This window comes from Pradoshia sp. Z6_59, from assembly GCF_058267515.1.
On the sequence record NZ_JBZCPP010000020.1, the window covers coordinates 11,585 to 33,915 of the forward strand.

25 protein-coding genes and 1 riboswitch are annotated in these 22,331 nt (G+C 38.3%); of the genes, 13 read left to right on the forward strand and 12 right to left on the reverse strand.

All coding sequences use genetic code 11. The features are described 5' to 3' along the window. Positions 1-80 precede the first annotated feature (80 nt). The 6 genes from AC4D4B_RS16350 to AC4D4B_RS16375 all read left to right on the forward strand — a co-directional run bounded on the left by AC4D4B_RS16350 (position 81) and on the right by AC4D4B_RS16375 (position 6,698). Positions 81-1,490, forward strand: a complete 1,410-nt coding sequence (locus AC4D4B_RS16350) for an isochorismate synthase (protein WP_490996341.1) — start codon at positions 81-83, stop codon at positions 1,488-1,490. Further along, positions 1,487-3,244 (forward strand): 2-succinyl-5-enolpyruvyl-6-hydroxy-3-cyclohexene-1-carboxylic-acid synthase, encoded by a 1,758-nt coding sequence (gene menD / locus AC4D4B_RS16355; protein WP_491000531.1) that lies wholly within the window; start codon positions 1,487-1,489, stop codon positions 3,242-3,244. The genes AC4D4B_RS16350 and menD overlap by 4 nt, the downstream gene beginning before the upstream one ends. Next, positions 3,234-4,058, forward strand: coding sequence for a 2-succinyl-6-hydroxy-2,4-cyclohexadiene-1-carboxylate synthase (gene menH, locus AC4D4B_RS16360; protein WP_490996343.1), 825 nt, complete (start codon positions 3,234-3,236; stop codon positions 4,056-4,058). Before menD ends, menH begins: the two co-directional genes overlap by 11 nt. A gap of 2 nt (positions 4,059-4,060) precedes the next feature. Beyond that, the gene (menB, locus tag AC4D4B_RS16365; RefSeq protein ID WP_066109208.1) at positions 4,061-4,879 is read left to right on the forward strand and encodes a 1,4-dihydroxy-2-naphthoyl-CoA synthase; all 819 of its coding nucleotides are present in this window, start codon (positions 4,061-4,063) and stop codon (positions 4,877-4,879) included. Positions 4,880-5,038: 159 nt separating this feature from the next. After that, a complete protein-coding gene (locus tag AC4D4B_RS16370) occupies positions 5,039-6,481 on the forward strand; it encodes an o-succinylbenzoate--CoA ligase (RefSeq protein ID WP_491000551.1) in 1,443 nt (480 codons plus the stop codon). 85 nt (positions 6,482-6,566) lie between these two features. Beyond that, complete coding sequence (locus AC4D4B_RS16375; RefSeq protein WP_257469186.1) at positions 6,567-6,698, forward strand: hypothetical protein; 132 nt, start codon at positions 6,567-6,569, stop codon at positions 6,696-6,698. 37 nt (positions 6,699-6,735) lie between these two features. On the opposite strand, the gene AC4D4B_RS16380 is transcribed toward AC4D4B_RS16375, so the two are convergent. From AC4D4B_RS16380 to yidD, 4 genes are all read right to left on the reverse strand, one after another. Further along, a complete protein-coding gene (locus AC4D4B_RS16380; RefSeq protein WP_490996345.1) occupies positions 6,736-6,936 on the reverse strand; it encodes a hypothetical protein in 201 nt (66 codons plus the stop codon). Positions 6,937-6,953: 17 nt separating this feature from the next. After that, positions 6,954-7,115: a DUF1540 domain-containing protein gene (locus AC4D4B_RS16385; RefSeq protein ID WP_077248189.1), complete on the reverse strand. Its 162-nt coding sequence runs from the start codon at positions 7,113-7,115 to the stop codon at positions 6,954-6,956. A gap of 111 nt (positions 7,116-7,226) precedes the next feature. Continuing rightward, a complete protein-coding gene (locus tag AC4D4B_RS16390) occupies positions 7,227-8,171 on the reverse strand; it encodes a metal ABC transporter solute-binding protein, Zn/Mn family (RefSeq protein WP_490996346.1) in 945 nt (314 codons plus the stop codon). A 109-nt stretch (positions 8,172-8,280) separates the two neighbouring features. Then, positions 8,281-8,514: a membrane protein insertion efficiency factor YidD gene (gene yidD / locus AC4D4B_RS16395; RefSeq protein ID WP_490996347.1), complete on the reverse strand. Its 234-nt coding sequence runs from the start codon at positions 8,512-8,514 to the stop codon at positions 8,281-8,283. A gap of 136 nt (positions 8,515-8,650) precedes the next feature. On the opposite strand from yidD, the gene AC4D4B_RS16400 reads away from it, so the two are divergent. Then, positions 8,651-9,124 (forward strand): S-ribosylhomocysteine lyase, encoded by a 474-nt coding sequence (locus AC4D4B_RS16400; RefSeq protein WP_490996348.1) that lies wholly within the window; start codon positions 8,651-8,653, stop codon positions 9,122-9,124. 43 nt (positions 9,125-9,167) lie between these two features. Here the strand turns inward: AC4D4B_RS16400 and ytzI are convergent, their stop codons facing one another. Continuing rightward, complete coding sequence (gene ytzI, locus AC4D4B_RS16405) at positions 9,168-9,341, reverse strand: YtzI protein (RefSeq protein ID WP_490996349.1); 174 nt, start codon at positions 9,339-9,341, stop codon at positions 9,168-9,170. A 155-nt stretch (positions 9,342-9,496) separates the two neighbouring features. Beyond that, a complete protein-coding gene (locus AC4D4B_RS16410) occupies positions 9,497-9,739 on the reverse strand; it encodes a DUF6154 family protein (protein ID WP_066109196.1) in 243 nt (80 codons plus the stop codon). A gap of 245 nt (positions 9,740-9,984) precedes the next feature. On the opposite strand from AC4D4B_RS16410, the gene ytkD reads away from it, so the two are divergent. Continuing rightward, on the forward strand, positions 9,985-10,461 hold the full coding sequence (ytkD, locus tag AC4D4B_RS16415) for an RNA deprotection pyrophosphohydrolase (protein WP_491000532.1): 477 nt from the start codon (positions 9,985-9,987) through the stop codon (positions 10,459-10,461). Here the strand turns inward: ytkD and AC4D4B_RS16420 are convergent. From AC4D4B_RS16420 to AC4D4B_RS16430, 3 genes are read right to left on the reverse strand one after another with little or no spacing between them, the layout of a single operon-like run. Then, on the reverse strand, positions 10,453-11,268 hold the full coding sequence (locus tag AC4D4B_RS16420) for an ABC transporter permease (protein ID WP_490996351.1): 816 nt from the start codon (positions 11,266-11,268) through the stop codon (positions 10,453-10,455). The two genes, ytkD and AC4D4B_RS16420, sit on opposite strands and share 9 nt — an antisense overlap. Then, positions 11,258-12,025, reverse strand: coding sequence for an ABC transporter ATP-binding protein (locus AC4D4B_RS16425; RefSeq protein WP_490996352.1), 768 nt, complete (start codon positions 12,023-12,025; stop codon positions 11,258-11,260). The genes AC4D4B_RS16420 and AC4D4B_RS16425 overlap by 11 nt, the downstream gene beginning before the upstream one ends. A 20-nt stretch (positions 12,026-12,045) precedes the next feature. After that, positions 12,046-13,053 (reverse strand): ABC transporter substrate-binding protein, encoded by a 1,008-nt coding sequence (locus tag AC4D4B_RS16430; RefSeq protein WP_491000533.1) that lies wholly within the window; start codon positions 13,051-13,053, stop codon positions 12,046-12,048. A gap of 112 nt (positions 13,054-13,165) precedes the next feature. Here AC4D4B_RS16430 and AC4D4B_RS16435 point away from each other — a divergent pair, with 112 nt between their 5' ends. Together AC4D4B_RS16435 and AC4D4B_RS16440 are read left to right on the forward strand one after the other, a co-directional pair. Then, positions 13,166-13,993: an alpha/beta hydrolase family protein gene (locus AC4D4B_RS16435; RefSeq protein ID WP_491000534.1), complete on the forward strand. Its 828-nt coding sequence runs from the start codon at positions 13,166-13,168 to the stop codon at positions 13,991-13,993. Positions 13,994-14,011: 18 nt separating this feature from the next. Next, the gene (locus tag AC4D4B_RS16440; RefSeq protein ID WP_490996354.1) at positions 14,012-14,254 is read left to right on the forward strand and encodes a DUF2584 domain-containing protein; all 243 of its coding nucleotides are present in this window, start codon (positions 14,012-14,014) and stop codon (positions 14,252-14,254) included. Between the two features lie 138 nt (positions 14,255-14,392). Here the strand turns inward: AC4D4B_RS16440 and pckA are convergent, their stop codons facing one another. Then, the gene (gene pckA, locus AC4D4B_RS16445; RefSeq protein ID WP_490996355.1) at positions 14,393-15,982 is read right to left on the reverse strand and encodes a phosphoenolpyruvate carboxykinase (ATP); all 1,590 of its coding nucleotides are present in this window, start codon (positions 15,980-15,982) and stop codon (positions 14,393-14,395) included. 378 nt (positions 15,983-16,360) lie between these two features. Continuing rightward, a riboswitch (SAM riboswitch) is annotated at positions 16,361-16,488 on the forward strand. A gap of 133 nt (positions 16,489-16,621) precedes the next feature. On the opposite strand from pckA, the gene metK reads away from it, so the two are divergent. After that, positions 16,622-17,821, forward strand: a complete 1,200-nt coding sequence (gene metK, locus AC4D4B_RS16450) for a methionine adenosyltransferase (RefSeq protein WP_490996356.1) — start codon at positions 16,622-16,624, stop codon at positions 17,819-17,821. Positions 17,822-18,018: 197 nt separating this feature from the next. Next, complete coding sequence (gene asnB, locus AC4D4B_RS16455) at positions 18,019-19,914, forward strand: asparagine synthase (glutamine-hydrolyzing) (RefSeq protein ID WP_491000535.1); 1,896 nt, start codon at positions 18,019-18,021, stop codon at positions 19,912-19,914. Here asnB and AC4D4B_RS16460 read toward each other — a convergent pair. Both AC4D4B_RS16460 and AC4D4B_RS16465 read right to left on the reverse strand, forming a co-directional pair. Next, positions 19,911-20,762, reverse strand: a complete 852-nt coding sequence (locus tag AC4D4B_RS16460; RefSeq protein ID WP_491000536.1) for a C39 family peptidase — start codon at positions 20,760-20,762, stop codon at positions 19,911-19,913. The genes asnB and AC4D4B_RS16460 overlap by 4 nt on opposite strands. A gap of 103 nt (positions 20,763-20,865) precedes the next feature. Beyond that, positions 20,866-21,396, reverse strand: coding sequence for a gamma carbonic anhydrase (locus tag AC4D4B_RS16465; protein WP_066109168.1), 531 nt, complete (start codon positions 21,394-21,396; stop codon positions 20,866-20,868). Between the two features lie 110 nt (positions 21,397-21,506). Between AC4D4B_RS16465 and AC4D4B_RS16470 the strand changes: the two genes are divergently transcribed. Then, positions 21,507-22,310 (forward strand): alpha/beta hydrolase, encoded by an 804-nt coding sequence (locus AC4D4B_RS16470; protein WP_066109165.1) that lies wholly within the window; start codon positions 21,507-21,509, stop codon positions 22,308-22,310. Positions 22,311-22,331: the final 21 nt, after the last annotated feature.

The following is a 22,331-nucleotide window of genomic DNA, read 5'->3' on the forward strand; positions in this document are numbered from 1 at the left end:
CTACAAAAATTGACAGCTTAATTTCTACAGGTGTATCTTTAAATAGGTTTATTGGAAATAGGAGCAACGGAGGGATTTGAATGGCAATAAAGCAAATGACAGATATTCAACAGGGATTGACTGAAGCCTTACATACAGTAAAAAGGATTGCTATGCCAATCTTATTCAGTCATGTTGAGGCCATTACCAATAAGAAACCGATCGATATCTATCAATCAAGTGAGTGTTTATATAAAGGTGAGCGATTTTACTGGAAAGATCCGGATAATGAATTGTATTTAGCCGGGATTGGAACAGCACGTAAGATACAATCTCTTACTAATGGAGAAAAACGTTTTAAGGATATTAAGGATAAATGGACTGCCCTAAAGGAGTCAGCTATTGTAAATGGGGTTAACTCTGGAAAAGGCACAGGACCTTTATGCTTTGGCGGTTTTTCCTTTAACTCTAAAAATACAGAGCCGGGTTCCACCTGGAGCCAATTTGGCAGTTATTTATTTTATATACCTAAGTTTTTAATTACAGAAACAAAGCACGGTTCATACTTAACTTCCTCTATTTATTTGACTCCTCATATGTCAGATAAAGAGGTACGCCAATTTATCGAAGATAGAGATGCTTTTTTGTCTATGTCTGATTCCGGCCAAAAAGAAATGCCAGCTATCTTAGAACAGCAAGAACATATTGTGGAAGAGTGGAAACAGGCTATACTAAAATCTGTCGATGATATCCAAAACGGACAGATGGAGAAAATCGTCCTGGCTCGTGAATTAAGTTTGCAATTTGAAGATGAAGTTCCATCTTATAAAGTACTTGAAAATTTAATGGTTCAGCAAAACGGAAGCTTTATTTTTGGGCTAGAGTCCGGAGATGATTGTTTTATAGGTGCATCTCCGGAAAGGCTGATAAAAAAAGAGGGGGCCGCTGTATTTTCTGCTTGTTTGGCAGGATCAACGCCAAGAAATGAAGATGATGAAATTGATTCAGCCTTAGGAAATGAATTATTAAATGATGATAAAAATCGATCCGAGCATCAGTTTGTAGTCAATATGATTAAAAAGGCGATGGAAGAGCATTGCATCGAGATTAATATTCCTGATGCTCCCGTATTAATGAAGCTGAAAAATATACAACATCTTTATACACCGGTAAATTGTGTGAGTCTGCCTGGCACTTCTGTTTTGGACTTTGTGGAATTGCTTCATCCAACACCTGCTTTGGGAGGTTCACCAAGAAATATTGCTATGGAGAAAATAGAAAAATATGAAGGTATGGATAGAGGATTTTATGCTGCTCCAATAGGATGGATGGATCTATACGGAAATGGTGATTTTTCTGTAGGAATCCGCTCAGGTTTATTAAAGAAGGATAAAGCATCTCTATATGCGGGCTGTGGGATTGTAGAAAAATCAAATCCTGAAAGTGAATATATGGAGACAAAAGTGAAATTTAAACCCATGCTTTCAGCTTTGGAGGGAAGGAATATATGAATCACCAAGAAGAGCTAACTGCTTTTATAGCATCCTTTGTAGATGAACTAGCCCGAGCGGAAGTGAATGATGTTGTCATTAGTCCAGGATCCAGATCTACACCAATCGCCTATTGTATGGCTGAACATCCGGATATGAATGTTCATATTAATATCGATGAAAGATCGGCCGCCTTTTTTGCACTTGGGATGGCTAAGGAAAAGAGAAAGCCTGTCGCTTTATTATGTACATCAGGTACAGCGGCTGCCAACTACTTTCCCGCTATCGTGGAGGCCTATTATTCAAGAGTGCCATTAATTGTTCTTACTGCTGACCGTCCGCATGAATTAAGAGATGTTGGAGCACCACAGGCCATCGATCAAATAAACCTTTATGGGAAGCATGTGAAATGGTTTGTAGAAATGTCTCTGCCTGATTCCGGAGAAATGATGCTCCAGTATGCACGCACTGTAGCGAGCAGAGCCATCAGTAATTCAATCCTAGAGCCTGCCGGACCTGTTCATGTTAATTTCCCTTTACGAGAGCCACTCATTCCAATTTTAAGCGAAATGGAAAAGTGGATTCGTAGGACGGACCATTCAAATGCGTGTATCGATATTGCACATGGACACCGTAAGCTGGCTGATTCTCAGTTGAATACATATCTTCGTTTAATTGAGGAAAGCGAAAAAGGAATTATTATTTGTGGTCCTATTGATCAACCTGATTTTAAAGAAGTTGTTTTGAATTTCGCTGAAGAAACGGGATATCCGATTCTTGCTGATCCTTTATCGCAATTAAGGGCAGGTGGAAATCAGCACGTAATTGAAACATATGATACTTTTCTTAAGGAAGAAGCAATTCACGGGAACATTACACCAGATTTAATTATTCGGTTTGGTGCAATGCCAGTGTCTAAACCAGTATTGCAATTTGTGAAAAAGTGTAAACAGACAAATCATATTGTAATAGATGGGGGCAGCGGCTGGAGAGAGCCAGCGGGAGTAAGTACCCATATGGTGTATTGTGATGAAGCGGCTTTCTGTCACTCGGTTAAAGAAAGTCTTACTATACATGAAAATACAGAAAGAAGAGCTTGGCTTTCTCTTTGGCAAGGAATGAATGAAGTGGCGAAACAAGGGCTGCTGACTATACAGGATGAAACAGGGATGCAGGAAGGTAAATTATTTTCTCTATTGGAAAGTTTACTTCCGGAAAAAGCTAACTTAGTAGTTGGCAATAGCATGCCTATTCGAAACGTAGATTCATTTTTCTTTCAAACAACTAAGCAGATTAGGATATTGGCAAACAGGGGAGCTAACGGGATAGATGGCCTTATCTCAACTGCTGCAGGAATCAGCGCTTCCTCTGAAATACCAACTGTACTGGCACTTGGAGACCTCAGCTTATTTCATGACATGAATGGTTTCCTGGCAGCTAAAATGTATCAATTAAAGCTTCTGGTTCTGGTCGTGAATAATGATGGCGGTGGAATCTTTTCTTACCTGCCTCAGTCTGCTGAAGAAAAACATTTTGAAGAGCTTTTTGGTACGCCTCATGGCTTACACTTTAATCATACAGCTGCTTTGTATGGAGCAAACTATAAAAAGCCGGAAACTTGGGAAGAAGTGACTGATTCCATTCAGGACTGGGTAGCCAATCCGGATTTCCGTATTGTTGAAGTTTGTACAAGCCGTTCCTATGATGTGAAAAGATACAGGGAAGTCGTTCAGCATGTTTCCCGGGAAATAAGAATGATGAATGATGGCGAATAAGCACATGTTGTCCATTAATGGAGTAACGTATCATGTGCAGTTGGAAGGAGCAGGGCAGCCTGTGCTCCTTTTGCACGGATTCACGGGATCCATGAAGACTTGGGATACATTTATTCAGGATTACAAGCATTGTTTTCAATTTATCAGTTTGGATTTATTAGGACATGGTCTGACAGAAGCGCCTATAAATCCAGAGAGATATAAAATGCAAAAGGCTGCTAAAGATATTAAGGATATTTTAATCACTTTAAATATCGAAAGTGTGCATATTCTTGGTTATTCAATGGGAGGCAGACTGGCATTGGGGTTTGCTGTTCTATACCCTGAATTTGTGCAGACTCTCATTTTAGAAAGTTCATCACCAGGTCTCGAGAGTGAAGAAGAACGGTTATCCAGGGCTCATAGTGATGCACAATTGGCAGAACGTATCAAAGAATATGGGATAGAAAGATTTATAGATGAGTGGGAGAAGATTCCGTTATTTGCTTCACAAGAAAGACTGTCAAATGCTAAGAAAGCAGAAATTAGACAGGAGAGAGTATCTCATACCAGTATTGGCTTGCGAAATAGTTTGTTGGGAATGGGTACAGGCTCCCAGCCATCATTTTGGAGTGAATTAAAAGAGCTGGCTTTTCCCGTTTTATTACTAGCGGGAGCAAGGGATAAAAAGTTCGTTCAATTGGCCTTGAAAATGCAGAATTGCCTTAATATATGCCAATTTGAAACAATAAATGACACTGGCCATGCAATACACGTGGAAGAACCCAAAATATTTGGTAGAATAGTAAGTGAGTTTATTAGAGGGAGGAATTAGAAATGGCTTTTGATTGGGTAACCATTCGTACATATGAAGATATTTTATATGAAAGATATAACGGCATTGCTAAAATTACCATCAACCGTCCAGAGGTACGCAATGCATTTCGTCCAAAAACAGTAATGGAATTGATTGATGCTTTTTCCCGTGCCAGAGATGATAAAGAAATAGGTGCTATTATTTTAACAGGCGCAGGTGACATGGCATTCTGTTCTGGCGGTGACCAAAAGGTTCGCGGTCATGGCGGATATGTGGGTGAAGACGAAATTCCGCGTTTGAATGTTCTTGACCTTCAACGCTTGATCCGTGTTATTCCAAAGCCAGTTGTGGCGATGGTAGCAGGCTATGCTATTGGCGGAGGCCATGTTCTGCATGTTGTATGTGATTTAACAATTGCTGCTGAAAATGCTCGTTTTGGCCAAACAGGTCCTAAGGTTGGAAGCTTTGATGCAGGTTATGGTGCAGGATATTTAGCTCGAATCGTAGGCCATAAGAAAGCAAAAGAAATTTGGTTCTTATGCCGTCAATACGATGCGCAGGAAGCACTTGATATGGGCTTGGTAAACAAAGTGGTGCCACTGGAGCAGCTTGAAAAAGAAACGGTGCAATGGTGCGAGGAAATGCTCGAAAAGAGCCCAACTGCCCTTCGTTTCCTAAAAGCAGCTTTCAATGCGGATACAGATGGATTGGCTGGACTTCAGCAACTGGCAGGCGATGCAACATTGCTTTATTATACAACAGACGAAGCCAAAGAAGGCCGCGATGCATTTAAAGAGAAACGTAATCCGGACTTCGACCAATTCCCGCGATTCCCTTAATGGAGAACGAAAAACAGCTTGACGACTACCGTCAGGCTGTTTTTATGTACATGTAAGTATCAGTTAGAGTGATTAGGTTAATTTGTATTTGTACTTAAAAACGCTTTGTTGGTCAGATAGATCACGAAGGCGTTCAGAGGGAAGGTTGAAAAGATGTTGATGCATGATACGGTTGTTCCGCAGTTTTTGATTCAACGGGCATATGTGACTCCGGAGCGTACGGCTCTTTCTTTTGAGGGAGAGAAATGGACATTTAGAGAGTTATATGAAATGGCCCATTTATACGCTCGAAAATTGACGGAGTTGGGTGTTGTGGAAGGTCAGGTAATTGGAATTAACATGAAGAATCGGCCGGAGATGGTCTTTATTATACATGCTCTTCTTTTGATTGGCGCCAAGATTGTCCTATTGAATATTCGTTTAACAGATCGGGAGAAAGAGTGGCAGGTAGAAGATGCTCAGGCGAATTTTCTCATATCAGAGAACGAAATGTTAATGGATATTCCTGTGCTCAGGCTGGATCAATTACAGAAGGCTAAGGGTATTTCGTTTGAAGAAAAGAAGAACATATCGTTAAATCAAACGGCAACCATTATGTACACATCAGGTACGACTGGTAAGCCTAAGGCCGTTCAGCAAACGATCGGAAACCATTATTGGAGTGCGATTGGATCTGCTTTAAATTTAGGGTTGCGCGATGATGATAAATGGCTATGTTTTATGCCACTATTCCATATAAGTGGCTTATCTATCCTTTTAAGATCAGTTATTTATGGGATAGAGACTGTTCTGCAAAGAGGATTTGACCCTACGCATGCAAATGAAGCTATTTGGAAAGAGAAGGTGACAATCTGCTCGGTTGTGACGAATACATTGACAAGAATGCTTGAAGATTTAGGAGAAAGGACATACCCTGAGCAATTTCGCTGTATGCTGTTAGGGGGTGGATCAGCTCCTATGGCGTTGTTGAAAAAGGCTGCGGGTAAAAACACACCTGTCTTTCAAACATATGGTATGACAGAAACATGCTCTCAAATCGTCACACTGGCTCCTGAAGATGCAATGCGAAAACTGGGCTCTGCCGGTAAGCCATTATTACCATGTGAGATAAAAATTATTGTGGATGGAAGGATGGCTGCAGGCGGTGTACCGGGAGAGATTGCGGTAAAAGGCCCAAATGTAACTCCAGGGTATCTTCATGGAAGGGCACCGGAATCTTTCCATGATGGCTGGTTTTATACGGGTGATATCGGTTATATCGACGAGGAAGGGTATTTGTTTGTCATTGATAGACGTTCTGATTTAATTATATCTGGTGGAGAAAATATTTATCCAGCAGAAATAGAATCCGTTTTGATCGAACATCCTTTTGTAAAAGAAGCGGGAGTGATTGGCATTAATGATGATGAGTGGGGATCCGTTCCCGCTGCCGTAATAGTCCCCCATCCGGGAAGCCATTTACAACAATCAGAGATTATCGAATTTTGTGAATCCAGGCTGGCGCGATATAAAATACCTAAAAAAGTAGTAATGGGTAAGGAATTACCCCGTAATGCTTCAAACAAAATAGTGAGAAGAGAGTTAATTAATTTTTTTAGTTAATTCTGAATATTGGGTGTTGGACTTATTCAATTCAGCTATCAAATCCTGTATAATGGAAAAAAAGACATAAGAAGGCGGGGAAGAAATGGCTCGTTCGAAAAAACAATACTTGATTGCTGAGATCTTGTTGCGTCGCGGACTCCCATTATCAGTTATAACCGCAATTACAAATGTGGCAGAAAAAGAAGTTGTCGAATTAGTAAAGAAAAGTTACTAAGGGAAAAGCGCCTGGGTCACAGGGCGCTTTTCTTTATTTAATTTATTTCTTCTTCCAGTAAGCCTAACTCCAATCCCCGTTTGGCTATAAGCTGGTCTACTTCCTCTGGTAATTCATCAAGGGATCCGAACTCAGTATTCCAATAATTTGTAAAAGAGTCCACGCATATAGGAAATGTTAAGGAATTGGCATTTTGTAACTCCTGGTTAAAACTTCTGAGTATGTGATTAATATCCATTTATGACAGCCTTTCGTTTATAAAAAGTCAGCTGGGCGAAAGGTTTTGCATCCAGTATCGCCACTTTTATAAGCACGTTCCTCTGAATACATATTTACTTGAATTTTTTCTGCTGCACATTTATTCCCTTGTTTCCAAAAGTGGCAGGAATTCACAGAGCATTTAACGCCATTTGGCATAAAAATCTCTCCTTTCTCTTGATAGAATGCATCTTTTCATCTCTTTTATGTGAAGTAAATACAGGAAGAGAAAAAAGCCCGAATCCAAAAGAATTCGAGCTTTTTACGTAATTAATCATTTAAGGCTTTTTGCAGTGAAGCCAGATTATCCTTCGCAATTGAAAAATAATCGCGTTCTGAATCAATGTCATCCTGAGTCAGGATAGATAGATTATGAATAGGTAATGCTGTTAAATTAGCCTCTTTTTTAATAATATCGGTTAATTTACTATTTATATTCTGTTCAACTAAAATATATTTAAGTTGATGTTCCTTGGCAGTATCCACTAATTTTTCAAGGGATTTTTGAGTAGGCTCTTCGGATGTAGATATACCGGAGACACTTATTTGTTCTACATCATAACGTTCTTCCCAGTATCCAAATGCAGCATGAGAAACAAGGAATTCATCATGAGCTGCTTCGCTGAATACCTTTGTATATTCTGTATTCAACTCATCGAACTTTTTAGCCAGTGTTTCGTAATTTTCCTCGAAGACACTTTTTTGTTCAGGCATCTTCTCAATCAGTGTATCTTTAATATGTTCAGCCATTTCCTTTGCATATAGTGGATCTATCCATAAATGCGGATCGACTGAACCGTGATTATGGCCATCGTCTTCGTGTTCATGATCTTCATGTCCATGAGCATCAAGATTTACTTTTTCACCAATAGCTATCATTTCCACATTTTCGTTTCCCAATGTTTTGGTAACGTTATTTACAAAGCCTTCTAAATTGTATCCAACATAATAAAATAAATCAGACTCTGCAATATTAATAATATCCTTTTGTGTTGGTTCAAATGTATGTTCATCTACACCTGCCGGATAGATAGAAGATACATTTACATGTTCTCCACCTATTTGCTCAGCCATATACTGTAATGGATAAACAGTTGTATAAATTGAAAGCTGGTTTTCATTTGGAGTATTAGCCCTGCTATTATCGCTGTTGCATCCGGTAAGAAAAATAGATGCACTAAGTATGAGTGCGAATATCAATGATAATTTTTTCAAAGTAGTATCCTCCTGTTAATCGTATTCATTACGATTTATTGAGTAAAAATATAAATCGAAAAGATTACGATTTGCATATCTAGTATGATACACGGCTTTTTCTTGTAAATCAAGAGTCTTTTTTTTCTTGTTTTTCAGGTACAGGATCAAATCCGCCGGCATGCAGTGGGTGGCATTTAGAAATTCGTTTTATGGTTAGCCAGCTCCCCTTAATTGGTCCGAAACGCTCAATTGCTTCAAGGCCATATTGAGAACATGTTGGATAAAATCTACAACTTGGCGGCTTCATAGGTGAAATAGCTACTTGATAAAAACGGACTAGTTTTAGTAATAATTTTTTCATAATATGAACTTCCTTAATTAAGAATGGTTAGATACAACCATATCATAATGCCTGAAAGGGCAAACTTCAAACTTTAGGGATGAAATATTGATGGAAAAAAGGTAAAATAAGGGATGAGATTAAAGGAGGTTTTATAATGCCATCTGTTGAAAGTTTTGAATTGGACCATAATGCTGTTAAAGCCCCGTATGTTCGTCACTGTGGTGTTCATAAAGTAGGAAACGATGGAGTTGTTAATAAATTCGATATTCGTTTCTGCCAGCCAAATAAACAGGCTATGAAGCCAGATGCGATTCACACTTTAGAGCATCTGTTGGCGTTTAATATCAGGAAATATTCTGAGGGTTATTCTCACTTTGATATCATTGATATTTCACCTATGGGATGCCAAACTGGATTTTATTTAGTGGTCAGCGGTGAGCCGACTGTTGAAGAAATCATAGATGTGCTTGATAAAACGATGAAAGAAGCTGTTGAGATAACTGATATTCCTGCAGCTAACGAAAAACAATGCGGTCAAGCCAAGCTTCATGACCTTGAAGGTGCAAAAAAGTTAATGAGATTTTGGCTGACACAAAGCAAAGAAGATTTAAAACAAGTATTTGCCTAAATAAAATGGAATCCCCTTTTTATCTGGGGATTCTTTTTTTCGCTTATTCATGCGGTTCAGATGTGCGAATCTCATCTTTACCACTCAAATTCTGATTTTGATCTAATGGATCAATAGTGTGCTTGTATTCGTATGCTTTTGTTGTAACAAGTGCAGTAATCCCTATTATAAGGACGATAATAATTGCCCCTATTATAAATATTCCTGTCATCCCCATATGCTTCCCCCTTAGTCTTTATACCTCTATTATACCATTGCTGTTACTTTGAAATGACCCTTATCAACGTATCGGTGCTCGGGGTTTCTGTGGATATAGTTTAACAAATCAAAAAAACCTCCTATTTTTAGAAGGTTTCGCTATGTAATCCTATTTTAATGCAAATATTTTGATACAGGCGGCTGTACATCATCATTTGCAAATCGCTTTTTAAGGCTATCAATTATGTATATCCCCATTAAATTATATAGCTCCCGATCTTCCAGTTCGTTAATTAATTGCATAACATCTTTACGATCCAGCTGTTCTAAAACGGCTAAAGCCAAAATATCAATATCTTCATCGTCGCCGGTTAATTTATCTCGATACAATTGGTATAATTCATCAATGAAATTCACTGCTAAGAACTCCTTTCGATTTTTAAATCACGATTCATATAGTAATTATTTACCCCAACCTTTATAAATGTACTCTACTTATATTGAAAATATTATTGATTCCATCCTTCTTGGCTATATTTGTTATATTTTTATGAAAGTGTGCTGTAAAAGTAAGCTTCTAATTGATTTATTCCTAATAAATGATATAAGAGTCAGTTTTGCTATAATTGAAAGAAATAATTAAGAGAGAAGTGTAGAGATAGATGGAAATATTTAAGGATATCCATGGAAATGATGTCTATTTTCATGATGTACAAGGTCAGTTTGAAAAAGAAGCTCGTCATGTATTCGTCATATGCCGCTATAAAGAGAAATGGGTTCTTACCAACCATTCGAAAAGAGGGCTTGAATTTCCCGGGGGCAAGGTAGAAAAAAATGAATCCCCTGTTCAGGCCGCCATACGCGAAGTATTTGAAGAGACAGGGGGAGAAGTAAAGCAGTTAATTCCCATTGGCGAGTATAAAGTACTTGACCCAGCGGGTTCTTTTATTAAAGCAGTATTTTATGCCGAGCTTACTGCCATCACGAGAAAAGAAGACTATCTGGAAACAGAAGGGCCCGTTTTGCTGTCGGAACTTCCACATGATTTTCAAACGAGCACCCAATACAGTTTCATTATGAAGGATCAGGTTATTTTGATATGTCTGAATAAAGTAAACCGGTTAAAATCCTTATGGTAAGCGGTCGCGGATTAACTTAGCTTCAACAAACTCGACCATTTTATACATAATCGTTGCAAAAACAGCTATAATGAGTAATGCCATTAAGACAAGGGTGAAATTAAACACCTGGAATCCATAAATGATTAGATAGCCAAGCCCCTGTGAAGAAACAAGAAATTCTCCAACTATGACACCAACCCAGGCTAAACCGACATTAACCTTTAGTGTCGATATAATGACTGGAAAGGAATACGGCAGGACAGCTTCCTTGAAGATGTGCATCCGGCGAGCATTAAACGTCTCCATCACCTTTATATAATTGGGATCGATTTCCTTGAAGCTCGTGTAGACGACTATGGTCGTTACGATAACTGAGATAATGATTCCATTGGTGATAATGGATGTTAACCCAGGGCCCATCGCCACAATAATGATGGGTCCAAGGGCAACCTTAGGCATGGCATTGAAAATGACTAAATAGGGATCCAGCACCTTTGAAAGCATTGGAGACCACCACAAGGCAACAGCTAGCAGTGTCCCTAGCAGCGTACCCAAAATAAAGCTTATAACTGTTTCGAATACGGTAAGTCCGAGATGGCTGAGAAGACTGCCATCCTGTATTTTTTCAACCAGCAATTCAATGACTTTAGAAGGTGAACTGAACAGGAGAGGATCTATCCAGTAAAAATGGCTGGCGATTTCCCAGAGAGCGAAAAATAAAACAAATATAACACCCTGATACAGCCATACTTTACGCTGGTTGGTTTTTAATTGGTGGATATAGTTCTTGTGAAGAGTATTAATTTTAAGTTTATTATCCGTCAAGCTGCTCCATCTCCTTCCATATAAGCTGGAACACATCTGAAAAGACTGGATGGTTTCTTGCATCAAATGGGGATAATCCTTTTAACTCGTTTGGAATATCAAATTCTTTATGAATTTTTCCCGGCTTTGGAGAGAGGAGGAAGACACGATCACTCATGGCTACTGCTTCTCCTATATCATGAGTAACTAATATAGCCGTTTTTTTAAACGACTTTAATGTGCTTGATACGATATCCTCGAGCTTTAGCTTGGTTTGTAAATCTAAAGCAGAAAAAGGTTCATCTAAGAGGAGCAGGGTAGGGTTAGTGGCCAAAGTTCTAACTAGGGCAACTCGTTGGCGCATTCCTCCTGATAGCTCCCTTGGAAATTTAGTCAATACATCCTTCAGGCCGATTTCCTCCAATAGTGATATGGTTTGTTCTTCGTGCTTTTGGTCGAGCTGCTTTAACAATTTTAATCCAATCAATATATTTTCTTTAATGGTCTTCCAGGGAAATAAATAATCCTGCTGCAGCATGTATCCGATATCCTGGCGATGGACCAGGACATCCTTCCCGTATAGCTTAACACTTCCTTCGGTTGGCTTAAAAAGACCGGATATAATGGATAGAAGGGTTGTTTTACCACAGCCGCTTGGGCCAAGGAAGGAGATAAATTCTCCCTCCTCAATACTCATTGATATATTCTCTAAAGCAATCGATGCTTGCGATTTAGATAAATAGAGATGAGATACATTCTCTATCGACAATAAAGGCATAATCCCTGCCTCCTTATCTCCTATTTTGAAACTTCTTCAGCAATTTCAGTATTTACGAGTGTTTTATGATCGATGTAGGATTCGATTTCTCCTGCCTCTTTCATGATATCCTGCAGGTTTAACCATTCTTCCTCATCAAGGATTGGATTTAGGGCAAAGGACTCCTGTGACTTGTAACGGTCAATGGCCATTTCAATAATCTCTACGTCTGTATCTTCAAAATATGGGAGAATCGCTTTTGCTACTTCAGCGGAATCTGTTTCTTCAACCCATTTTTGTGCTTTATAAATCGCTTTTGTAAAACGTTTGACGATATCTTCATTTTCCTTCATATAGCTTTCCTTTGCCATGAAGGTGGTATATGGAACATGGCCGGATTCTTTTCCAAAGGAAGCAACGATATGTCCTTTTCCTTCTTTTTCAAAAACACTTGCCTGAGGTTCGAATAGCTGTACATAATCACCTGTTCCTGAAGCAAAGGCGTTGGCAACATTGGCAAAATCAATATTTTGAATTAATTTCAAATCCTTCTGAGGATCAATGCCGTGTTTTTTCAGTACAAACTCTCCAACCATTTGTGGCATACCGCCTTTCCTCTGTCCGAGAAATGTACTGCCTTTTAGCATGTTCCAGTCAAATTCCTCTATTTTTTCTCTGGAAACAAGAAAAGTTCCATCTGTTTGAGTTAATTGGGCAAAATTAATAACAGGATCTCTTGAATTCTGTCCATGAACATAAATAGAAGTTTCTGAGCCAACAAGCACGATATCAGCCCCGCCTGACAGTAGAGTAGTCATTGTCTTATCACCGCCCCATGCAGTCTGCAGGTCTACATCAAGCCCTTCGTCCTTAAAAAATCCTTTGGCCAGGGCGACATATTCAGGGGCATAAAAAATAGAACGTGTGACTTCTGCTACTTTAACTTTTGTCAATTCTTCAGTCGGGTTATTTTCTTTACAGGCCGATAAACTAAAGATGAGCAGAATGGACAGCATACAGAAGAAGCTGGTTTTAAGATAATGTTTCAAGGGAATTTCCTCCTTAGTAGGCAGTATGTATGCCAAAGTGTAGTTAATCGTATTGTATGTATGGTATATATTTGTGTGAATGCCTATAGAACTTTGTAAAGGAGCCCGGATTATGGATGAAGTAAAATCATCGTTAGGTAGTATCGTAGATAGAAGTCGATATCCATCGCCACATCCGGATATAAATCTATATATTGTCACGTATTTATCGAATGGATTAATGGTTAAGGGGCTCTTAGCAGAGCCAAAAAAAGATGAAATACTGGACGGATTTTTATATTTACGCGGAGGAATTAAAAATGTTGGGAAGGTCCGTCCGGGGCGTATCATTCAATTCGCAAGTCAGGGATTTGTTGTTTTTGCTCCCTTTTATCGTGGCAACCAGGGTGGAGAAGGAGAGGAAGATTTTGCAGGAGAAGATCGTTGGGATGCTATTGCAGGTTTTGAACTTTTAAAACAACATCCAAAGGTTAATCCTAAAAAGGTTCATATCTTTGGATTTTCTCGAGGTGGGATTATGGCACTGTGGACAGCTATATACTGCCAGGACGCTGCTTCACTTGTCACGTGGGGTGGAGTTTCCGATATGGTCCTGACTTACATAGAGAGAATTGATTTAAGAAGAATGCTGAAAAGGGTCATTGGAGGTACGCCAAATAAGGTGCCGGATGAATATAAAGCCCGTACACCCTTGTATGAAATTGAAAAAATACCATGTAACGTTCTAATTATTCATGGTGAGAAGGATAAGAACGTTTCGGTTGAACATGCCAATCTATTAAGAACCAGGCTGCAGGATCTCGGTAAGAGCGTCGATGTGTGGTACCTTAAGGACTATACACATTATTTTCCTCCGAGAATAAATCGGCAAATTGTCTCGGATTTAACGAAATGGATGAAAGAAGCCGCTTCAAATGATACCATTGAAATAAATAAATGAAGCAGGGGAGTGAGAGAATTGGGTATGCCAATGGAATTGAATACTCTTATTGTGACAAAGGCTAATGAAAAAAGGGTTGAGGAAAATCTATTTGTCCTAAAAAAAGAAGGATACCGCTTATATCCAATTGAGATTCCGATTGATATCCGAAAAACTCTGGATGGGGAATCGAGAGGAACGGCGCTGATAAAAAAAGTGGAATGGGAAAATAACTGCACAACCATTACATATGAGTTAATTTCCTTAAATTCCAGTAACTAAATTAAATAGAAACTAAAGAAAACAAACCTTCATCCAGAACTTAATTGGGCGGTGGGTTTGTTTTTAAATTTAGATAAAAATAAAATAGTGCCTCAGGAAGGCCAATTCTTTTTGGCTTCCTAAGACACCGCTAGTTCCTTAAAAGGTAATTGGACCACCTTTAGATTCAATTTCAGAACTAATATTCTTAAATTCCTTGAAATTTTCTCTGAATTTATTTGCAAGCTCATTTGCCTTTTTATAATAGGCTTCTGAATCCTTCCACGTTTTTTGAGGCTGTAAAACTTCATCCGGTACTCCGGGTACATGTAAGGGAATCGCTAAGCCGAATATTCTGTCTTGTACCGTTTCAATATTGGCTAGTTCTCCTTCTAATGCAGCTTGAATCATCAAACGTGTATAAGAAAGCTTCATTCGGCTGCCTGTTCCATATTCTCCTCCAGTCCAACCGGTGTTAACCAGATATACCTGAACTTGATGCTCCTCAATATTTTTGCCAAGCATCTCAGCATATTTTGTTGGATGTAATGGTAAGAACGGTGAACCGAAGCAGGTAGAAAACGTTGCCTGTGGTGAAGTAATTCCGAGTTCAGTTCCTGCCAATTTACTCGTATAACCGCTTAGGAAATGATACATTGCCTGTTCTTTTGTTAACTTGCTGATTGGAGGCAGAACACCAAAAGCATCAGCAGTTAAGAAGATGATGGTATTGGGATGGCCTGCTATACTTGGTGTGACGATATTCTGCATGGCTTCGATTGGGTAAGCTGCCCGGGTATTTTCAGTTAACATTCCATTATCATAGTCAGCAATTCTCGTATCTTCGTCTACAACTACATTCTCTAGTACAGAACCAAAGCGAATGGCATTAAAAATTTGAGGCTCTTTTTCCTCTGTGAGATTGATGCATTTTGCGTAACAGCCGCCTTCAATGTTAAATACCCCATCAGGAGACCAGCCATGTTCGTCATCACCTATTAGGCGGCGATTTGGATCGGCTGATAAAGTAGTCTTTCCAGTACCTGATAGGCCAAAGAAAAGAGCTACATCTCCCTCAAAACCTACATTTGCTGAACAATGCATAGAGAACACATTATTCTCAGGCAGCAGGTAATTCATGATTGAAAAAATGGATTTTTTCATTTCACCTGCATACTCAGTGCCTCCAATTAAGACCACTTTTTTTTCGAATGAAATGATGATAAACGTCTCAGAGTGTGTACCGTCCACAAGAGGGTTTGCTTTAAAACCTGGTGCTGAGATAATAGTAAACTCAGGCGAATGGTTTTCAAGCTCATCTTTAGTGGGGCGGATAAACAACTGATGTACAAATAAATTGTGCCAGGCATATTCATTGATTACTTGTATAGGAAGGCGGTAGTCTGTTGCAGCTCCAGCAAACCCATTAAATACAAATAATTCATCTCGTTTTTCGAGGTAATCGATAACTTTATCATATAATTTAGAAAATGCATCTTCAGATATTGCTTGATTGACGCTTCCCCAGGCTATTTTATCTTTAGTAGCAGCTTCCTCTACAATATATTTATCCTTTGGGGATCTGCCGGTATATTTACCTGTTTCAGCTTTAATAGCTCCAGTAGATGTGAGGATGCCCTCTTTTCTGGTTAATACTTTTTCAACTAGTTGTGGCACTGAAAGCTGAATGTGAATATTATCATGAGTAAGTAATTGTTTCAATTCATTGGAAACTCCTACACTGTTCATAAGGTATCATCCTTTTCCAGAATTTTGGTAAGTATATTATATGGAAATTAGTATAACACATTTAATTGATTTATCCATACTAATTGTGTTAATTTTCAAAACAATTGATTAATATAGTATATAAGAATAACTATTATTATTTTCCATAGTGAAAAAAACAGTGATGTTAGTCAACCTTTATGGATAAATAACAATGTTTATTTATTTGAATATTCGTAAATTAATTATATCAATATCATAATAGAAATGCGAATCTTAAGGTCGGAATGTGTTTCTTTTAGGAAAGGATGAAGCTCCAGGTCTATCTTAACAATATATTCCTGCTTATTTATTGACAGAAAATGATGGATAAGATATTATATACATTTGATATGGATACTCTTATCAAGACTCGGTGGAGAGACGAGCTCTATGAAGCCGGGGCAACCTGCAGTTTGATTCCTTTAATGGAAATCACGCAAAGGTGCTAACTTGATGCAAGGTTATAATGCCTTGAACGATGAGAGTGAAAGGCCGATTTCTGAGACTCAGACCTTTCCTCTTTTCTTTATAAAGGGGAAAGGTCTTTTTTCGTATAATCAGGAGATAATTAAAGATAATGAGTAGCCATAAACAGGGAAACTGAAGGAGGAAATATACATGTCTAATAAAAGACATTTGTTTACATCAGAATCTGTAACAGAAGGTCATCCGGATAAAATTTGCGATCAGGTTTCTGATGCCATTTTGGATGAAATATTAGCAAAGGATCCAAATGCAAGGGTAGCCTGCGAAACATCTGTTACCACTGGATTAGTTTTAGTAGCGGGAGAAATCACTACTTCTACGTATGTGGATATTCCAAAAATTGTACGTGACACAATCAAAGGGATTGGTTATACTCGTGCAAAATATGGTTTCGATGCAGAAACATGCGCTGTCTTAACCTCTATTGATGAACAATCTGCAGATATCGCCCAAGGTGTAGACCAAGCTTTGGAATCAAGAGAAGGCACGATGTCAGATGAAGAGATTGAAGCAATTGGGGCGGGAGATCAGGGTCTAATGTTCGGTTTTGCCTGCAACGAAACAGAAGAATTAATGCCTCTTCCTATTTCTCTTGCTCACCAATTATCTCGAAAGCTGGCTGAAGTTCGTAAACAAGATGTTCTGCCATACTTGCGTCCTGATGGAAAAACACAAGTCACAGTGGAATATGATGAAAACAAAAATCCGGTTAGAATTGATACAATCGTAATCTCTACTCAACATGACGCGGATACAACACTGGAGCAAATTAAGAAAGACTTAAAAGAACAAGTAATAAAACCGGTTGTTCCAGCTCACCTTATTGATGAACAAACTAAATATTTTATTAACCCAACGGGCCGTTTTGTTATCGGAGGTCCACAAGGGGATGCAGGCTTGACTGGCCGTAAAATTATCGTAGACACGTATGGTGGATATGCACGTCACGGTGGTGGAGCATTCTCTGGTAAAGATGCTACAAAGGTAGACCGTTCTGCTGCCTATGCAGCCAGATATGTAGCTAAAAATATTGTAGCAGCAGGTCTTGCAGATAAAGCAGAAGTTCAGCTGGCTTACGCGATTGGTGTAGCTCAGCCAGTATCTATATCCATTGATACGTTCGGTACAGGTAAAATTGAAGAGGAAAAATTAATTGAATTAGTACGTGCTAACTTTGATCTGCGCCCTGCAGGAATCATAAAAATGCTTGATTTAAGACGTCCGATTTATAAACAAACAGCAGCTTACGGACATTTTGGACGCAATGATTTAGATCTTCCTTGGGAGAAAACGGATAAAGTAGAAGTACTGCGTACGGAAGCTAACATCTAAGATAAACAGCATAAACATTTCTAGAAAGAGGGATAAGCCCTCTTTCTTTTTTTGTCTAAATATGGTAATATTAGGAAACTATGAAATCGGGTATAATGGATCGTATTTTGTCGGGACGCTAGCTTATATCTAAAATCTAATTCTTTGATATTTTTAAATGAAAAACAGTCGAAAGTAAAGGTAGTGAGTGAATAATAATGTGTGGATTTGTAGGATGTATGCATGATCACCAACAAGCGAATCAGGATTCAGAACTAATTAAAAGTATGAATGACTTGATTACGCATAGAGGGCCGGATGACGAGGGGTATTATATAGATGAACATATCCAGCTTGGTTTCAGAAGACTAAGCATCATTGATATTGAATGTGGACATCAGCCCTTAACGTATGAAAATGAACGCTATTGGATTGTTTTTAACGGAGAAATATACAACTACTTGGAATTGAAAGTAGTGCTTGAAAAGGAAGGCATGGCGTTTTCTACAAATTCAGATACTGAAGTAATCCTGGCGGCATTTGTTCAATATGGGGAAAAGGCAGTTGAAATGCTTCGTGGGATGTTTGGGTTCGTGATTTGGGATAAACAGGAGAAATCTGTTTTTGGTGCCCGTGATCCATTTGGGATTAAACCATTTTTTTATAAGGAAGATGGGGATAAGACTTATTTTGCCTCTGAGAAGAAAAGCATTATATACGCTTTAGAAAAACAAGAATTGGATCCTGTTTCTTTGCAACATTATCTTACCTTTCAATTTATTCCAGAACCAGCGACGATGACAAAGAATGTGAAAAAATTATTGCCTGGACATTGCTTTACAAAGAAAATTGGAGAACCTATGGAGATCCGTCAATATTGGAAAGCTGAATTCAAACCTATACTGCGCAGTGAACCAGATTGGATTAAAGAAATTCAAGATGTGATGTATGACAGTATTAACATGCATATGCGCAGTGATGTACCTGTTGGTTCATTTCTTTCCGGTGGAATTGATTCCACAATCATTGCTTCCATTGCTAAAGAAATTCATCCTGGAATTAAAACATTCTCAGTTGGATTTGAACAGAATGGTTTCAGTGAAATTGATGTTGCTAAAGAAACGGCTGACAAGCTTGGGGTAGAAAATATTAGCTATATTATTTCACCGCAGGAATATATGAGGGAACTGCCGAATATCATGTGGCATATGGATGACCCGTTGGCAGATCCCGCTTGTGTGCCTTTATATTTCGTGGCAAGGGAAGCGCAAAAGCATGTAACGGTTGTTCTGTCAGGTGAAGGAGCGGATGAATTATTCGGAGGATACAATATTTACCGTGAGCCTCAATCCTTAGCCATGTTTAATACAATTCCTGTACTTATGAAAAGAGCGCTAAAAAGAATTGCTGCCATGATGCCTGAAGGTGTAAAAGGCAAGAGTTTTATAGAGCGCGGCTGTACGCCGATTGAAGAACGCTATCTTGGAAATGCCAAGATGTTTATGGAGGAAGAGAAGGGGCAATTATTCAAATTATATAAATCAAAGCTGGATTATACTACAATAACACATCCGTTCTACGCAGAAACACCCGACTATGATGATGTGAGCAGAATGCAGTATATTGATATTCATACATGGCTGCGCGGAGATATATTAGTAAAAGCTGATAAGATGACGATGGCACATTCTCTTGAGCTTCGAGTGCCATTCCTTGATAAAAAAGTATTTGAGGTGGCATCCGGAATTCCAACTGATTTAAAAACTGCTCATGGAACGACCAAATATATACTTAGAAAAGCTGCAGAGGGAATCATTCCTGACCATGTATTAAATCGTAAGAAACTTGGTTTTCCAGTGCCTATCCGTCATTGGTTAAAAAATGAAATGTATGAATGGGCGATTACAATAATAAAAGAAAGCCAAACAGATCATTTGCTGGATAAGCAAGTCATTATGAATCTGTTCAATAATCATGTTACAGGTAAAGCGGACAATAGCCGTAAACTATGGACTGTATTGGTATTTATGATATGGTACTCTGTATATGTCGAAGAAAAATATCCTTTCCAGGCATTAGCTGAAAAGGATATGATAAGTGACCCAATCCATTAATCTTTATAGGTTATAGCCTGTTTTCCCATTTGCACCCACGCTTTTTCAAAATCAGCGGAGGGTGCTTTTTTATTTTTAATTCCTGTTAAGGGATCGTTAAAATAAATATAATCCTGATCATAGCCTGTTACTACGACAGAATGTTCCTTATAAGTAATTGATATTTTCCCATTTGGTGTTTTCCAAGTATGGAAATAGGATGGATCTAATTTTTTATAGGCTGTATTTATAATGACCCAGACTGGTCGATTAGTTGAGAGATATTTTTTAATTTGGTTGAAATTCCCATTGGTAAAATCGATTATTTTGCCAGGCATATAATGCTCAGCAAGTTTTTTTATAGGCTTATGATACACTCCAAGGCCAGGTTTATTAGTTGAATACATATCTCCAATAAATCCATCATTAGGATCACCGTAATGGATTTCACCATTTATTTTTTTTATTTTAGCTGGATTTTTTTTTATTTGCTGGGCAAGTTTTAATTTATCCGCATCCAATCCGGCAAATTGAAGAAGCATGGCCAGGCTAGTTACTTCACATCCTCTTGGGAGCTCGGGCAGCTGTTTAACGATCGGCACATCAAGAAGTACTTTATCTTTGGCAGGAGGTTTTGCAGGTCGATTATCATTGGTAATAGAATTTGTTAAGCTTACTGACTTATCAATCATATTATTAATTTGATGAGCAAAGGAGTAATTTGAGTTATAGACCTTCCAGCCTGTAAACAGGAAAGTGCCTATTAAAGAGATAACAATCAAAATAGATAGTGGCTGATATTGACGCCATAGGACCAAAATGATTGAAATGATACTAAATAACATGAAAATCAAAATGAAAGTATTCATAATCCTACTCCTGAAATTGATTTTAAAAAGGTGTATCATTTATAGCTAAATAATAAAGGGAATGGGTATACAATAAAGAGTATACCCTAATGAGGAATGATAATTAGTTATTCTCTTTTAAAGGTTGTATACTTGAATAATAGCGTGCTTTTTCTGCGTATTCCTTATTTATTCTTTCCATGTCTTTACGATCATCATCTGTTAATTCACGAATTACTTTAGCAGGTCTGCCGAAAGCGAGTGTGTTTGGTGGGATTTTTTTACCTTGAGATACTAAACTGCCTGCACCGATGAAGGCACCTTCTCCTATTTCAGCTCCGTCAAGAATAATGGAGCCCATCCCAATCAAAGCATTTTTCTTCACATGGCAACTATGGAGAATGACTTGATGGCCTATCGTTACATTATCTTCCAGTACTAATGGGTTATTGGGACTTTGATGGAGGACTGAGTTATCTTGAATATTAACATTTTTACCGATAATCACAGGAGCGACATCACCTCTAATGACTGTGTTAAACCAAACACTTGAATTTTCACCGATTGTGACATCACCGCTGATAACTACATGATCGGCTAAATAAGCAGTTTGATCGATGGAAGGAATTTTATCTATATATTGATATAATTTCATTACAAAACCTCCGTTTTCTACTGTAAAATAGATAGTTAATAAAAGTGTACATATAAAGCGGTACAGTGTAAATAAAATAAAGCTAAACATCATACAGGAGGAGTTCATCTATGAAAAAGTGGGAAGCTGAGGGGAAAGCCTATGGTGTAATCGTGATTGTTCACGGCGCCATGGAGCATTCAGGCAGATATAAATGGTTAATTGAAAGATGGCTATCAGAAGGGTATCACGTAATTATTGGAGATTTGCCAGGTCAGGGAATGACTTCACGTGCAAATCGAGGGCATATTGATTCATTTGAGGATTATATTGATGAGGTTGATTCATGGGTGAACGAGGCTTATACATTTGGTTTGCCTGTATTCATGCTAGGTCATAGCATGGGAGGACTCATCATCATTAACATGCTTCAACTTAAGGAATATAATTTAGCGGGTATTATCCTATCTTCACCATGTTTTGGAACATTAATTCACCCTCCAAAATTACTTGAATCCATGTCAAAGGTTTTAAATCTTGTTTATCCTACATATAAAAAACCTTCAGGATTAACTGTTGAAATGGCAACGAGAAATCCAGAAGTTATTGAATTTGATTTGAACGATTCACTCTACATCACAAGTGTATCAGTCAGATGGTATCGTGAATTAATTTCAGCTATGAAGGATGCCTTTGATTTTGATGAGGATTTCCCGGATATTCCTGTTCTTGTTATGCAGGCAGGGGACGACAAAATAGTGGACAAGGCTATGGTTAGAGAATGGTTTAACTACTTTCCGGCATCCGAAAAGCATTATAAAGAATGGCCTAAGCTGTATCATGAAATATTTAATGAGCCAGAGAGAGAAGATGTATTTCTATATGCAAAGAGCTTCATTGAAGCGAGATTGCGCAATATAGGGTATATCGTTTAAGGGGTTAGGAGATGGGACACA

What these genes read in the sequence shown, in the direction of transcription:
- AC4D4B_RS16380 (WP_490996345.1), bottom strand. Translation starts at nt 6,936, where the DNA reads ATGGATATTAATCACATACTCAGAAGTTTTAACCAGGAGTTACAAAAT.
- AC4D4B_RS16385 (WP_077248189.1), bottom strand. Translation starts at nt 7,115, where the DNA reads ATGCCAAATGGCGTTAAATGCTCTGTGAATTCCTGCCACTTTTGGAAA.
- AC4D4B_RS16370 (WP_491000551.1), top strand. Translation starts at nt 5,039, where the DNA reads ATGCATGATACGGTTGTTCCGCAGTTTTTGATTCAACGGGCATATGTG.
- menD (WP_491000531.1), top strand. Translation starts at nt 1,487, where the DNA reads ATGAATCACCAAGAAGAGCTAACTGCTTTTATAGCATCCTTTGTAGAT.
- AC4D4B_RS16350 (WP_490996341.1), top strand. Translation starts at nt 81, where the DNA reads ATGGCAATAAAGCAAATGACAGATATTCAACAGGGATTGACTGAAGCC.
- AC4D4B_RS16375 (WP_257469186.1), top strand. Translation starts at nt 6,567, where the DNA reads ATGGCTCGTTCGAAAAAACAATACTTGATTGCTGAGATCTTGTTGCGT.
- menH (WP_490996343.1), top strand. Translation starts at nt 3,234, where the DNA reads ATGGCGAATAAGCACATGTTGTCCATTAATGGAGTAACGTATCATGTG.
- ytkD (WP_491000532.1), top strand. Translation starts at nt 9,985, where the DNA reads ATGGAAATATTTAAGGATATCCATGGAAATGATGTCTATTTTCATGAT.
- AC4D4B_RS16435 (WP_491000534.1), top strand. Translation starts at nt 13,166, where the DNA reads ATGGATGAAGTAAAATCATCGTTAGGTAGTATCGTAGATAGAAGTCGA.
- AC4D4B_RS16465 (WP_066109168.1), bottom strand. Translation starts at nt 21,396, where the DNA reads ATGAAATTATATCAATATATAGATAAAATTCCTTCCATCGATCAAACT.
- menB (WP_066109208.1), top strand. Translation starts at nt 4,061, where the DNA reads ATGGCTTTTGATTGGGTAACCATTCGTACATATGAAGATATTTTATAT.
- pckA (WP_490996355.1), bottom strand. Translation starts at nt 15,982, where the DNA reads ATGAACAGTGTAGGAGTTTCCAATGAATTGAAACAATTACTTACTCAT.
- AC4D4B_RS16460 (WP_491000536.1), bottom strand. Translation starts at nt 20,762, where the DNA reads ATGAATACTTTCATTTTGATTTTCATGTTATTTAGTATCATTTCAATC.
- AC4D4B_RS16425 (WP_490996352.1), bottom strand. Translation starts at nt 12,025, where the DNA reads ATGCCTTTATTGTCGATAGAGAATGTATCTCATCTCTATTTATCTAAA.
- AC4D4B_RS16400 (WP_490996348.1), top strand. Translation starts at nt 8,651, where the DNA reads ATGCCATCTGTTGAAAGTTTTGAATTGGACCATAATGCTGTTAAAGCC.
- metK (WP_490996356.1), top strand. Translation starts at nt 16,622, where the DNA reads ATGTCTAATAAAAGACATTTGTTTACATCAGAATCTGTAACAGAAGGT.
- ytzI (WP_490996349.1), bottom strand. Translation starts at nt 9,341, where the DNA reads ATGGGGATGACAGGAATATTTATAATAGGGGCAATTATTATCGTCCTT.
- yidD (WP_490996347.1), bottom strand. Translation starts at nt 8,514, where the DNA reads ATGAAAAAATTATTACTAAAACTAGTCCGTTTTTATCAAGTAGCTATT.
- asnB (WP_491000535.1), top strand. Translation starts at nt 18,019, where the DNA reads ATGTGTGGATTTGTAGGATGTATGCATGATCACCAACAAGCGAATCAG.
- AC4D4B_RS16470 (WP_066109165.1), top strand. Translation starts at nt 21,507, where the DNA reads ATGAAAAAGTGGGAAGCTGAGGGGAAAGCCTATGGTGTAATCGTGATT.